Origin of the sequence: Thioclava sp. GXIMD4216 (genome assembly GCF_037949285.1) — a bacterium.
GTDB classification, from domain to species: domain Bacteria; phylum Pseudomonadota; class Alphaproteobacteria; order Rhodobacterales; family Rhodobacteraceae; genus Thioclava; species Thioclava litoralis.
The window spans coordinates 996508-1008669 of record NZ_CP149926.1; the positions used below are offsets into that span (position 1 = coordinate 996508).

The 12162-nt window shown below is 62.8% G+C and carries 11 protein-coding genes; 4 read left to right on the top strand and 7 right to left on the bottom strand.

From position 1 onward, the window contains the following. From rnhA to trpS, 4 genes are all read right to left on the bottom strand, one after another. Nucleotides 1-459, bottom strand: coding sequence for a ribonuclease HI (gene rnhA, locus WDB88_RS04935; protein WP_339109092.1), 459 nt, complete (start codon nt 457-459; stop codon nt 1-3). 54 nt (nt 460-513) lie between these two features. After that, a complete protein-coding gene (locus tag WDB88_RS04940; RefSeq protein WP_339109093.1) occupies nt 514-948 on the bottom strand; it encodes a hypothetical protein in 435 nt (144 codons plus the stop codon). Then, nucleotides 948-1895, bottom strand: coding sequence for a 4-hydroxy-3-methylbut-2-enyl diphosphate reductase (gene ispH / locus WDB88_RS04945; protein WP_339109094.1), 948 nt, complete (start codon nt 1893-1895; stop codon nt 948-950). Before ispH ends, WDB88_RS04940 begins: the two co-directional genes overlap by 1 nt. A gap of 136 nt (nt 1896-2031) precedes the next feature. Further along, nucleotides 2032-3084: a tryptophan--tRNA ligase gene (trpS, locus tag WDB88_RS04950; protein WP_339109095.1), complete on the bottom strand. Its 1053-nt coding sequence runs from the start codon at nt 3082-3084 to the stop codon at nt 2032-2034. 168 nt (nt 3085-3252) lie between these two features. On the opposite strand from trpS, the gene WDB88_RS04955 reads away from it, so the two are divergent. Then, on the top strand, nt 3253-3936 hold the full coding sequence (locus tag WDB88_RS04955; RefSeq protein ID WP_339109096.1) for a rhomboid family intramembrane serine protease: 684 nt from the start codon (nt 3253-3255) through the stop codon (nt 3934-3936). Nucleotides 3937-3969: 33 nt separating this feature from the next. Here WDB88_RS04955 and murJ read toward each other — a convergent pair whose 3' ends face one another. From murJ to WDB88_RS04970, 3 genes are all read right to left on the bottom strand, one after another. Continuing rightward, complete coding sequence (murJ, locus tag WDB88_RS04960) at nt 3970-5517, bottom strand: murein biosynthesis integral membrane protein MurJ (protein WP_339109097.1); 1548 nt, start codon at nt 5515-5517, stop codon at nt 3970-3972. Between the two features lie 13 nt (nt 5518-5530). Continuing rightward, nucleotides 5531-8314, bottom strand: a complete 2784-nt coding sequence (locus WDB88_RS04965) for a [protein-PII] uridylyltransferase (RefSeq protein WP_339109098.1) — start codon at nt 8312-8314, stop codon at nt 5531-5533. Between the two features lie 122 nt (nt 8315-8436). Then, nucleotides 8437-9618 (bottom strand): penicillin-binding protein activator, encoded by a 1182-nt coding sequence (locus tag WDB88_RS04970; RefSeq protein ID WP_339109099.1) that lies wholly within the window; start codon nt 9616-9618, stop codon nt 8437-8439. Between the two features lie 89 nt (nt 9619-9707). On the opposite strand from WDB88_RS04970, the gene rsmI reads away from it, so the two are divergent. From rsmI to gshB, 3 genes are all read left to right on the top strand, one after another. Then, entirely contained in the window at nt 9708-10607 is a 900-nt protein-coding gene (gene rsmI, locus WDB88_RS04975) for a 16S rRNA (cytidine(1402)-2'-O)-methyltransferase (protein ID WP_339109100.1), read from the top strand. Further along, complete coding sequence (locus WDB88_RS04980) at nt 10604-11041, top strand: YraN family protein (protein ID WP_339109101.1); 438 nt, start codon at nt 10604-10606, stop codon at nt 11039-11041. Before rsmI ends, WDB88_RS04980 begins: the two co-directional genes overlap by 4 nt. A 157-nt stretch (nt 11042-11198) precedes the next feature. After that, nucleotides 11199-12143 carry a glutathione synthase gene (gene gshB, locus WDB88_RS04985; protein WP_339109102.1) on the top strand — a complete coding sequence of 315 codons (945 nt, stop codon included), beginning with the start codon at nt 11199-11201 and terminating at the stop codon, nt 12141-12143. Nucleotides 12144-12162 lie beyond the last annotated feature (19 nt).

Consider the following 12162-nt stretch of genomic DNA (forward strand, 5'->3'; position numbering starts at 1 on the left):
TTATTTCGAAGGTTTGAACGGGGCCATGCCGGAGCGGGCCAATTCGTCGGCGCGTTCGTTTTCGGGGTGGCCTGCGTGGCCTTTGATCCATTCCCATGTGACATCATGGCGGGCTTGGGCCTCATCCAGCCGCTGCCAGAGGTCGACGTTTTTCACGGGCTTTTTGGCGGCGGTTTTCCAGCCGTTGCGTTTCCACCCAAAGATCCAGCCGGTGACGCCGTTTTTGACATAGGCGCTATCGGTGACGATGGTGATTTTAGAGGGCCGTGCGAGGGTTTCCAGCGCCGAGATGGCCGCCAGAAGTTCCATGCGGTTATTGGTGGTGTCCGCTTCGCCGCCTTCGAGTGTGCGTTCCTTGACGATGGTCTCGCCATCTTTGGCCAGAAGCAGGACCCCCCAGCCACCGGGGCCGGGATTGCCGGAGCAGGCTCCGTCGGTATAGGCGAATAGGTCGGGCATGGGGGTCTCCTTTGCGGCCTGTGATAGCGGCAAGGGCTATTGTGGTCCAGAGGCTCAGGGGATCAGCGCGTAGAGACAGGCGAGGATCAGGAGGCTTTCGCCCAGACGCAGGCGGGCCCACCATTCGGGGCGGCGGTTCTTCAGGATCAGGTCGATGATGAGTGTGACCAGATGCGCGGCAAAGAGACTTTGCATGACCGGCAGCCCTGCGCGGATTGCCGCGATTGTGGCGAAGAAGGGCAGGGTATGGGCCAGCAGGAGCGATGTGCTGGCCTGCATCTTTTGGGCTGCGCGAAAGGCCCAGAGCGCCAGCAGGATCAGCGCCCAGAAGGCGGCGAGGTCACGCGGGGTGATGGTGATGGGCAGGGTGAGCTGCCCGTCGCGTGTGGCGATCACGGCCCAGACCAGCGGCAGGCAGGCAAGGGCCGTGACAGCCAGTGCCTTGCGCGGGATCGAGGGGCGGCCGGAGTGGCTGCGCGAGGCCCGCATCAAGCGGTTTCGCGCAACACGCGGGGGACCTTGAATTCCACCCGTTCCTGCGCGGTTTCTACCTGTTCGACGGTGACATCATAGCGGTCGCGGAAAGCGTCGATGACCTCGTTGATCAGCACCTCGGGGGCCGAGGCCCCTGCGGTGATGCCGATGGAGGAGATGCCTTCGAGTGCGCGCCAGTCGATATCGGTGGCACGTTGGACCAGCTGGCTGTAGCTGCAGCCTTCGGAGGAGCCGACCTCGACCAGACGGCGGGAATTTGAAGAATTGGGCGCGCCGATCACCAGAAGCGCGTCGATTTTCGGCGCGATGGCTTTGACGGCGGCCTGACGGTTGGTGGTGGCGTAGCAGATGTCTTCCTTTGCGGGGCCGACGATCTTGGGGAAGCGTTTTTGCAGGGCCGCCACGATGCCTGCGGTGTCATCCACCGAGAGCGTGGTCTGGGTGATGAAGGCCAGTGCCTCGGGGTCGCGGGGGGTCAGATGGGGGACATCGGCTTCGGTCTCGACCAGCAGGACCTCGCCCTCGGGGAGCTGGCCCATGGTGCCCAGAACCTCGGGGTGGCCTGCGTGGCCGATCATGATCATCTGGAGGCCTGCGGCGTGGTGACGCTCGGCCTCGATATGGACCTTGGAGACCAGCGGGCAGGTGGCATCGACATAGACCATCTCGCGGCGGGCGGCCTCGGCGGGGACGGCTTTGGGGACGCCATGGGCCGAGAAGATCACGGGGCGGTCATCGGGGCATTCGTCGAGTTCCTCGACAAAGACCGCGCCCTTGTCGCGCAGGCTGTCGACGACGAATTTATTATGGACGATCTCATGGCGGACATAGACCGGCGCGCCCCATTTTTCCAAGGCCATTTCCACGATCTTGATGGCGCGGTCCACGCCTGCGCAGAAGCCACGGGGGGCTGCGAGATAGAGGTTGAGCGGCTGTTTCATGGAGATGTCCTTTGGGGCCATTAGGCTTGAAGGTAGGCAGGATGGCGGGTTCTGCCAAGGGGGTGCGGGCTTCGGGGGCATCGAGCCCCCGTTCTCCCGCGGTTACGGGCCGGTGCGGCCCGTAACTCGGGAAAAATCAGCGCGAGCGCACCATGCCCATGATGTCATAGGTTTTCTCGACGATCGGGCGGGCGATGGCATCGGCCTGTTCTGCGCCTTTGCCAAGGATGCGATCGATCTCGGTCACGTCATCCATCAGGCGTTTCATCTCGGTGGAGATCGGTGCCAGCTTGTCGACCGCCAGATCGGCCAGAGCCGGTTTGAAATCGCCAAAGCCCTTGCCTGCGAATTCGGACACCACCTGCGCCTGAGTCATATCGGCGAGGGCTGCGTAGATATTCACCAGATTGCGGGCCTCGGGGCGTTCGCTGAGGCCATCGACGGCTTCCGGCAGCGGCTCGGCATCGGTACGGGCCTTGCGGAACTTCTTGGCGATCGTGTCGGCGTCATCGGTCAGATTGATGCGGCTTGCATCCGAGGGGTCGGATTTCGACATTTTCTTCGACCCGTCGCGCAGGCTCATGACGCGGGTGGCCGCGCCCTCGATCAGCGGTTCGGGCTCGGGGAAGAAATCCACACCGAAGTCATGGTTGAACTTATTGGCGATATCGCGGGTCAGCTCGACATGCTGCTTCTGGTCCTCGCCCACCGGCACCATCGTCGCGTGATAGAGCAGGATATCGGCGGCCATCAGCGCGGGATAGGCGTAAAGACCCAGCGAGGCCTTCTCGGCATTCTTGCCCGCCTTATCCTTGAACTGGGTCATCCGGTTCATCCAGCCCAGACGCGCGGTGCAGTTGAAAAGCCATGCCAGCTCGGCATGGGCCCCCACTTGGGACTGGTTGAAGAGGATGGATTTCGACGGGTCCACGCCCGAGGCGATGAAGGCGGCAGCCGCCTCGCGGGTCTGGCGGCGCAGCGCCTCGGGGTCCTGCCAGACGGTGATCGCATGCATATCCACCAGACAGTAGATCGTCTCGATCCCCTCGTCCTGCTTCTGGGCAAAGCGCTTGAGGGCCCCAAGATAGTTGCCCAGCGTCAGATTGCCGGACGGCTGGATGCCGGAGAAGATCCGCGGCTTGAAATTTGCATTTGGAGTAACGGGCGGGGTTACGGTCGTATCGCTCATCTGCGGCTCCCCTGCATGCAGGCTGGTAATATCGTCCTTGCTCGCTTATCCCCAAATGCGGCGGGGATCAATGTCTGGCCCGGCTCTATATCGGTTCCCGGCCCTTTCTTGGTTGAACGGGCGGCCTTTGCGCCCCATATCGGCGCCACCCAATACGAAGGATCCTCTATGCGCTCCGGTTACACTGAAGGCCCGCTTAACAAATTACCGCCTATCGTCTGGTTGCTGGCGGCCCCCATCATCATCGGCGAGCTGATGTTCGGGCTGGGGCAGGCGGGGCTGTTCCAGAACGGTATCGTCTGGCGGCCCGAAGCCTTGCAACGCTTTGCCTACGACCCGAACCTGATGCGGGCGATGATGGAGGCGGGCGTGCATCCGTGGAAGCAGATGGCGCGGGTGGTGACCTATCCCTTTGTGCATGGCAGCTTCACCCATGCCGCCTTCGTGCTGGTGTTCATTCTGGCGCTTGGCAAAATGGTGGGCGAGGTGTTCCGTGGCTGGGCCGTGGCGGTGGTGTTCTTTGCCTCGTCCATTCTGGCGGCGCTGATCTATACCGCGCTGCCCTTCACCCAGAGCGCGCTTTATGGCGGCTATCCGGCGGCCTATGGGCTGATCGGGGCGTTCAGCTTTATCCAATGGACCTATCTCGGCCATACCCGTGGCAACCGGATGCAGGCCTTCCAGCTGATCGGGTTCCTGATGGGCATCCAGCTGCTGTTCAGCGTGATCTTCGGCGGCACCGACCAGTGGATCGCCGATCTGGCGGGGTTCATCGTGGGCTTTCTGGTCAGCTTCCTTGTCTCGCCCGGTGGCTGGGGGCGGGTGCTCGCGAAGCTGCGCAACCGTCGCTGAAGCAAACGGCGCCCTGTGGGGCGCCGTTTCTGTTTATTTCCGGCGACGGCGCAGATTGGCCTTGAACTCCGCCAGCCCGAAGACCCCGAGCGCGAAGGCGGTCAGGAAATAGACCACGATCCCCGAACCGCAGAGAAGCCCGAGCGCGCCCCAGCGGGCACCGCGATCTGCCAGCGTCGGCGCGAGCCAGTCGGCGGTATAGCGAAGCTGCACGCCCATCACCGCGCAGGCGATCGCGATCCGCCACAGGCGCTTCCAGAAGCGCGCATCAGGGCGGGCCGAGAGGCCCATATTACGCGCGCCCCACCAGAGTTGGGCCAGCATGACCCAGCCGGAAATCGTGGTGCCCAAAGCCGCTGCCGAAAAGCCGATCAGGGGCATCAGCCCGATGGCGGCACCGGCATTCACCATCATCGAGACCAGCGCATAATAGAAGGGACGGCGGGTGTCCTCACGGGCATAGAAGACCGGTTGCAGCACTTTTTGCAGCACGAAAGCCGGTAGACCTACGCCATAGATCGCCAGAACCAGCGCCGTGGCGACGGTGTCTTCGGCGCGCCATGCGCCACGGTCATAAAGCACCGAAATCAGTTGCGGCGCGATCACCACCAGCGCCACTGCCGAAGGTAGCGTGAGAAACAGCGCGAATTCCGCCCCGCGTGAAAAGCTCTCGCGGCCCTCGGCTTCCTCGCCTGCGCGCAGATGGCGCGAGAGGGTGGGCAAGAGCACGGTGCCGATGGCGATGCCCACGACGCCCAGAGGCAACTGGTAGAGACGGTCGGCATAGCTCAGCCATGCCACAGCCCCTTCGGTGAAAGAGGCCACCTGACGCCCCACCAGCAGGTTGATCTGCACCACGCCGCCCGCCAGCACTGCAGGGCCTGCAATGATCAGCAGGCGCTTGAGTTCCGGTGTCATGCGCGGGCGACCGGGCAAAAGCGTGTAGCCGAGCTTATGGGCGGCAACCCATGCGAAGGCGAATTGCACGACCCCCGTGGCGGGCACCGTCCATGCCAGCGTCGTGCCCATATCCCAGCCCGCCTGATTGGCCGCCAGCATGGCAAGGATGAACATGACATTCATCAGGATCGGCACGATAGAGGCTTCGGTGAATTTCCCGAACGTATTGAGAATGCCCGATAAAAGCGCCACCAGCGACACGAAGAGGATATAGACGAAAGTGATCCGCCCGAAATCGACCGCCATATCGAAGCGCGCATCGCCCACAAAGCCCGCCGCCATCGCCCAGACCAGCCACGGCATCGCCATCGTGCCGAGGATGGTAAACAGAAACAGCACGCCGAACAGCCCCTTGAAGGCATCGCGGGCCAAGCCATGCGGGTCTTCGCCCGCCTCGACGCGCTTTGCGAACATCGGCACGAACGCCATGTTGAACGCCCCTTCCGCGAAGAAGCGGCGGAACATATTGGGGAGCGAAAACGCCACCATGAAGGCCTCGGCCACCGGTCCGGTGCCCAGATAGGCCGCCATCATCATATCGCGCACAAAGCCCAGAACGCGGCTGCCCAGCGTCCATAGCCCCACCGTCAGGAAGCCCCTGACCAGCCGTCCTGCCTTCATCGCATGGCCTTCATCAGTTATTCGCCCGCTTTGCACCGCTTTCGATGTAATCGCGCAGCCGTTGTTCCAGTTTCTGCCGCTTGCTCTCGGCATGGAGCTTATGGCCGAACATATCCTTCACATAGAAGGTATCGACCACCTGCGCCCCATAGGTCGCGATCTGCGCCGAGGCGATGTAGATATTGCTCGAGGCCAGGGCCCGCGTCAGGTCATAAAGCAGGCCGGGGCGGTCGCGGGTATCCACCTCGACGATGGTGTAAAGTTCCGAGCCGTCATTGTCGAACATGATATGGGTGGGGAAGCGGAACTCGCGCTCGCGTTTCTTGACCTTGTCGCGGTCTTTCAGCGCATCGCGGGCCACGACCTCGCCCTTGAGCGTCTTGTCGATCATATTGCGCAGGCGCGGCAGGCGCGAGGCCTCGAAGGGGTGGCCATCGGCATCCTGCAACCAGAACACCGCCGTCGCATAGCCGTCTTTGGTGGTATAGGTGCGGGCATCCACCACATTGGCCCCCACCAGCGCGATCGCGCCCGACAGCCGCGCAAAAATGCCCGGATGATCCACCAGCGCGAAGGCCGCACGGGTGGCATCGTGATCGGCATCGACCTGCACATCGATGCGGATCTCGTCATCGGGCAGATCCTTGAGAAGATGTGCGAAGGCATATTGCGTCTGGGTGGACAGCCCCTGCCAGTAGGCGGGGGTATGGCGGGCCACCTCGGCGCGGCGCACCTTGGGTTCCCAGCCTTCGGCCTCCAGCCGGTCGCGCAGGGATTTGCGGGCATCCTGTTCGCGCTGGTCGCGGTTGATCGCCTCCAGCCCGTGCTCCAGCGCCTCCGCTGTCTCGGCATGCAGGCGCCGGATCAAGGTGGCCTTCCAGTTGTTCCACACATTCGGCCCCACGCCACGGATGTCGCAGACCGTCAGCACTGTCAACAGGTCCAGCCGCTGGCGGGTCTTCACCACCTTGGCGAACTCCTTGATGGTGCGCGGGTCGGAAATGTCGCGTTTCTGGGCCATGTCGGACATGACCAGATGGTTGCGCACCAGCCATTCCACCGTTTCGCATTCGCTTTCCTTCAGGCCCAGACGCGGGGTGACGCTGCGCGAGATCTTGGCCCCCAGAATGGAATGGTCCTCGGGGCGGCCCTTGCCGATATCGTGCAAGAGAAGCGCCACATACATGACCTTGCGGTTGATGCCCTCTTTCAGGATTTCCGACGAAAGCGGCAATTCCTCGATCAGCTCGCCGCGCTCGATCTGTGCGAGCGCCGAGATCACCTGAATGGTATGCTCGTCGACCGTATAGCTGTGATACATGTTGAACTGCATCATTGCCACGATGGGCTCGAATTCGGGGATGAAGGCCCCCAGCACGTTCAGCTCGTTCATCCGGCGCAGGGCCCGTTCCGGATTGCCATGCTTGAGCAGCAGATCAAGGAAGATCCGCCGTGCCTCCCGGTTCCGGCGCAGCTTGTCATCGAACAGATGCAGGTTGGATTGCACGAGCCGCATCACGTCGGGATGGATCAGCAGGCCGGTGCGCAGCGCCTCTTCGAAGACCCGCAGCAGGTTGAGGGGGTCCGACAGGAAGGTGCTTTCATCGACCACATTGATCCGGCGGTTATCGTCGATGAAGGGAGGCTTCAAGTGGCGTCGGCGGCGGAAGATGCGGGTCAGTTTGGGGGCGTGTTTGACATGCTGCGCTTCAAGCTTGGTCAGGAAGATCCGCGTTACATCGCCCACGATGGTGGCATGACGGAAATAGTCCTGCATGAAAATCTCGACGGCACGGCGTCCGGCGCTGTCTTTATACCCCATCCGGCTCGCCACCTCGACCTGCATATCGAAGGTCAGCTGGTCGGCGGCGCGGTTCGCGATCAGATGCAGGTGGCAGCGCACGGCCCAGAGATAATCCTCGGCGGTGCGGAAATTGCGGTATTCCTCTTCGGTGAAGGCCCCGAGCTTGACCAGCTCTGCAGCACGATTGACCGAATGCACGTATTTCGCGATCCAGTAGAGCGTCTGGAGATCGCGCAATCCGCCTTTGCCCTCTTTCACATTGGGCTCCAGAACATAGCGCTGCCCGCCCTGCCGCTGGTGGCGCTTGGCGCGCTCGTCGAGCTTTGCCTCGACAAATTCGGGGGCGGAATTGGCAAAGAGGTTCTTGCGAAGCTGGGTCGCCAGCTTGTCGGCCAGTGCCGCATCGCCACAGAGGAAACGCTGCTCCAGAAGCGCGGTGCGGATGGTGAAATCCTCGCGCCCCAGATGCAGGCAGTCCTCGATGGTGCGCGAGGCATGGCCCACCTTCAGCTTCAGGTCCCAGAGCATATAAAGCATGCTCTGGATCACGGCTTCGGTCCACGGGCTGAGCTTCTTGTCGCCCAGAAACAGCAGGTCGACATCGGAATGGGGGGCCATCTCGGCGCGGCCATAGCCGCCCACGCCCAGCACGGTAATGGTCTCCGGGGTCTTGGAGGTTTGCGGGTTGAGATAATCCGAGGCCACATGCACCACGGCCCGCACCATCCCATCGGTCATGCGCGCGTAATTCTCGACCGTGGCGCGGGCGATGCGCGGATGCCCTGCCAGATCGGCCTCGATCCACAGCCGCGCCGCATCGCGGGCGGTGTTGAGGAACCGCACCGTTGCGGTGCTGATCTCTTTGGGGTCGGTGATGCCGTCCAGCACATGGTCAAGAGCGGGGATCAGCTCGTCGCTTTTCAAAAGCAGCGGGGCCTCGGCAGGCAGCGGGGTGATTAGCCTTTGTTCGGCAGCAGCGCTTTGGTCCATCATCAACTCCCTTATCCGCCGTCTTTGCCACGGCTTTAACAGGCAAGGGGCGGCCCGCAGATGCGTGGCCGCCCCTCCTTGCGTTATCCTGTGTTACCAGTTGGCTGGCACGCGGGAAAGAGTGATCAGAAGCCTGCACCCGAGAAGCTGCGCGGGGCCGGATCGATCACCTGCACCTGACCGTTATTGACCTGTGCCACGGCAAGGCCACGCTCGTTGGTGCCATCCGAGCGCAGACGGAAGATGCCGTTCACACCCACAAAGCCCGAGCGCTGGGTCAGACCCGATTTCGACAGCGCATTCGGGTTGCCCGATTTCACGAGCGCGCCGATTGCCGCGATCCCGTCATAGGCCAGCCCTGCAATGGGCGAGGGAGCCTCGCCGAAGGCCGCCTGATAGCGCGCGCGGAACTGGGCGTTGAGGTTCGGGTCGGGCGTGGCGAACCAGCCGCCTTGCAGGCCCGGCAGTTGCAGCGTGGCTTGCGGCACATCCCAGCGGGTCAGGCCGATGAATTTCTTCTGCTGCGTATTCACGCCGCGTTCGGGCAGAAGCTGCGACAGAAGCGGCAGCGCGCCTGCGGTATCGGCGGTCATGAAGACAGCATCGACATCATCGGCTTTCGCACGGTCCGCGATCTGGCCTGCCGCGTTGATCACCCCCTGCTGCGAGAAGGGATAGGCCATATTGCCAGCCAGTTTCGCGCCAGAGCTGCTGATGGCGCTTTCAATGGCCTGCGCCCCTGCCTGACCGGCGGTGTTCTGTTCATGCACGACCAGAATGTTGCGTTTGCCATTGCGGGCGGCATAGCGCACCAGACGGTTGGCCGTGTTCTGGAAGGTCGGGCCCAGCACGAAGACGTTGCCGCCTGCGATCGAGGTGTTGTTCGAGAAGGCCAGCACGTTCACATCGCGCGCGGCCACGGCATTGCCCACGGCATTGGCCGATTGTGCGAAGACCGGACCAAGGATGATTTTCGCGCCATCATCCACGGCTTTGCTGGCGACCTGTGCGGCCTGAGCGGCATTGGCACTGGTATTGTAGACGCGCAGATCGATCTTCACCCCATCGAGATCGGAGATCGCGAGATCGGCAGCCTGCTTGAGCGAGCGCGCCAGAGCCTCGTCACCGGAATTGCCCGAGCCGCCCGGAAGCAGTAGGGCGACAGGAACCGGTTTGGAGGTGTCGATTCGTTGGCCCGATCCGCTGCCAGTCATCGCGTTCGGGTCACAGGCGGCGACCCAGAACGCAGACATCACGGCTGCGAGACGGATCAATGGGTTGCGGCGCTTTCGTAAAATCGCGAACATACGTGGTCCTCTGATCATTCGGCAGGGATTGAATTAGGGCAGACCCTATGCGTTTCCATAGGGGAAGTAAACGTGACGGAAGGGGCGCAATGAGCGGTAATTGGCAGGCCGGAAAAACGGTGACGGTGGGCGCGAAGGCCGGACAGGGGGCGCTGGCACCGGGGCTGCATTTCATTGCAACCCCCATCGGGGCGGCGCGCGATATCACTTTGCGGGCCCTCGATATGCTGGCCACAGCCGATGTGCTGGTGGCCGAAGACACCCGCTCTTTGCGACATCTTATGGAAATTCATGGGGTTGCACTGGATCACCGGCCTCTGATCTCCTATCACGACCAGAATGGCGATCAGGCGCGTCCCAAGGTGATGCACCATCTGGGCGAAGGCCGCTCGGTGGTCTATGCCTCGGAAGCCGGCACGCCGCTTGTGGCCGATCCGGGCTATCAGTTGGGGCGTGCGGCGATTGATGCGGGCGTGCCGGTCCATACCGCCCCCGGTCCGTCGGCGGCACTGGCGGCGCTGACCGTTTCGGGGCTGCCATCGGACCGGTTCCTGTTTGCGGGCTTTCCGCCGCGGGCGTCCAAGGCCAAGCAGGACTGGTTCCGCACGATGGATAACGTTGCCGCGACGATGATCTTTTACGAAAGCCCGAAGCGGGTGAAGGACACTCTGGCCGATCTGGCGGCGGCCTATGGTGCGGATCGTCAGGTGGTGATCTGCCGTGAACTGACCAAGCGGTTCGAGGAGGCTCTGCGCGGCAGCGTGGCCGAATTGCAGGCGCAGCTTGAGGACCGCGAGATCAAGGGCGAGATCGTTATTCTGGTGGATCGGGCGGGCAAGCGCGAGGCCGCCCCCGAAGATATCGAGACCGCGCTGCGCAAGCTTCTGCCGCATATGAGCGTCAAGGATGCCTCTGCCGAGGTCGCGCAGCTTTTGGGGCTGAAGCGCCGCGAGGTCTATCAGATCGCGCTGGGGCTTGAGGATCTATGAGCGAGGACCCCGAGGCGGCACGTCGCAAGGCGCGCGGGCTTCGGGCGCATCTTGCCGGTGCGGTGGCCGAGGCCCAGGTGGCGCGGCACTATGCGGCGCAGGGCTTTGTCTGCCGTGAGACACGCTGGCGGGGTGCCTATGGCGAGATCGATCTGGTTCTGGAAGGTCCGCTGCCGGAGGGCGGGGGCTGCGGTGGCGCGTCGGACGGGGCCTGTCTTGTCTTTGTCGAGGTGAAGCGGGCGCGCAGTTTTGCGGCTGCCGCGCCACGCCTCGGGGCGGCGCAGACCCGCCGTATCGGGCGCGCGGCACTGGATTATGTGGCCCGCCACCCCGAGTGCCAGCAGAAGCGGCTGCGCTTTGATCTGGCGCTGGTGGATGGCACGGGCGAAATCCGGCTGGTGACCGACGCTTTCCGTTTCGATGGCTGGCTGTAGTTTGCGGCCATAAATCCCCGGGCACAGGCGGGCACCGCTGTTACAACGGGGCTTGCAGGAAGATTCTGTGGAAAACTGAACAGACCATGCGGAGAACAGCACGATTGCATGTGCTTTTGGTTTCGGTGCACTAAGTCACCAACGAAAGGGGGCGCCCATGGCCTTGAAAGTTGCAATTCAGATGGATCCGATTGGTCCGATCAATATCGATGCAGACAGCACCTTCCGCATTGCCGAGGAAGCCCAAGCCCGTGGGCACGCGCTGTTCTATTACACGCCCGACCAGCTAAGCTACCGGGAAGGCGCGATTTATGCGCGGGGCTGGCCGCTGACCGTGAAGCGCGAAAAGGGCAACCATTTCACTTTGGGCGAGAAACAGGATGTCGATCTGTCCACATTCGATGTGGTCTGGCTGCGGCAGGACCCGCCGTTCGATATGGGCTATATCACCACCACCCACCTGCTGGATCGCATCCATCCGAAAACCCTTGTGGTCAACGACCCCTTCTGGGTGCGCAATTCGCCGGAAAAACTGCTGGTGCTGAATTTCCCCGATCTGACGCCCCCCACCATGATCGCCCGCGATCTGGAGACCCTGCGCGAGTTCAAGCACAAACATGGCGATATCATTCTCAAGCCGCTTTACGGGAATGGCGGCGCGGGGGTGTTCCGTCTGGACCCGAATGACCGCAATCTGGCCTCGCTGCACGAGCTGTTCTCGGGGATCAATCGCGAGCCGCTGATCGCGCAGAAATTCCTGCCCGCCGTGTCCAAAGGTGACAAGCGGATCATTCTGGTCGATGGCGAGCCCGTGGGAGCGATCAACCGTGTGCCTGCCGAGGGCGAGACGCGGTCCAACATGCATGTCGGCGGGCGTCCGGAAAAGGTCGAGCTGACCGAGCGGGATCGCGAGATCTGCGCGCGTATCGGCCCGCATCTGCGCGAGAAGGGCCAGATTTTTGTGGGGATCGATGTGATCGGGGACTGGCTGACCGAAATCAACGTAACCTCGCCCACCGGCATTCAGGAGCTTGAGCGGTTTGACGGGGTCAATATCGCCGCCAAGATCTGGCAGGCCATCGAAGCACGGCGCGCGGGCTGACGCGCCATCACCTTCCATA

Bases quoted from the DNA above. Each gene is read 5' to 3' on its own strand.
- WDB88_RS04940 (WP_339109093.1), bottom strand. From the start codon at position 948: ATGCGGGCCTCGCGCAGCCACTCCGGCCGCCCCTCGATCCCGCGCAAG.
- WDB88_RS04955 (WP_339109096.1), top strand. From the start codon at position 3,253: ATGCGCTCCGGTTACACTGAAGGCCCGCTTAACAAATTACCGCCTATC.
- ispH (WP_339109094.1), bottom strand. From the start codon at position 1,895: ATGAAACAGCCGCTCAACCTCTATCTCGCAGCCCCCCGTGGCTTCTGC.
- rnhA (WP_339109092.1), bottom strand. From the start codon at position 459: ATGCCCGACCTATTCGCCTATACCGACGGAGCCTGCTCCGGCAATCCC.
- rsmI (WP_339109100.1), top strand. From the start codon at position 9,708: ATGAGCGGTAATTGGCAGGCCGGAAAAACGGTGACGGTGGGCGCGAAG.
- gshB (WP_339109102.1), top strand. From the start codon at position 11,199: ATGGCCTTGAAAGTTGCAATTCAGATGGATCCGATTGGTCCGATCAAT.
- WDB88_RS04980 (WP_339109101.1), top strand. From the start codon at position 10,604: ATGAGCGAGGACCCCGAGGCGGCACGTCGCAAGGCGCGCGGGCTTCGG.
- trpS (WP_339109095.1), bottom strand. From the start codon at position 3,084: ATGAGCGATACGACCGTAACCCCGCCCGTTACTCCAAATGCAAATTTC.
- WDB88_RS04970 (WP_339109099.1), bottom strand. From the start codon at position 9,618: ATGTTCGCGATTTTACGAAAGCGCCGCAACCCATTGATCCGTCTCGCA.
- WDB88_RS04965 (WP_339109098.1), bottom strand. From the start codon at position 8,314: ATGATGGACCAAAGCGCTGCTGCCGAACAAAGGCTAATCACCCCGCTG.
- murJ (WP_339109097.1), bottom strand. From the start codon at position 5,517: ATGAAGGCAGGACGGCTGGTCAGGGGCTTCCTGACGGTGGGGCTATGG.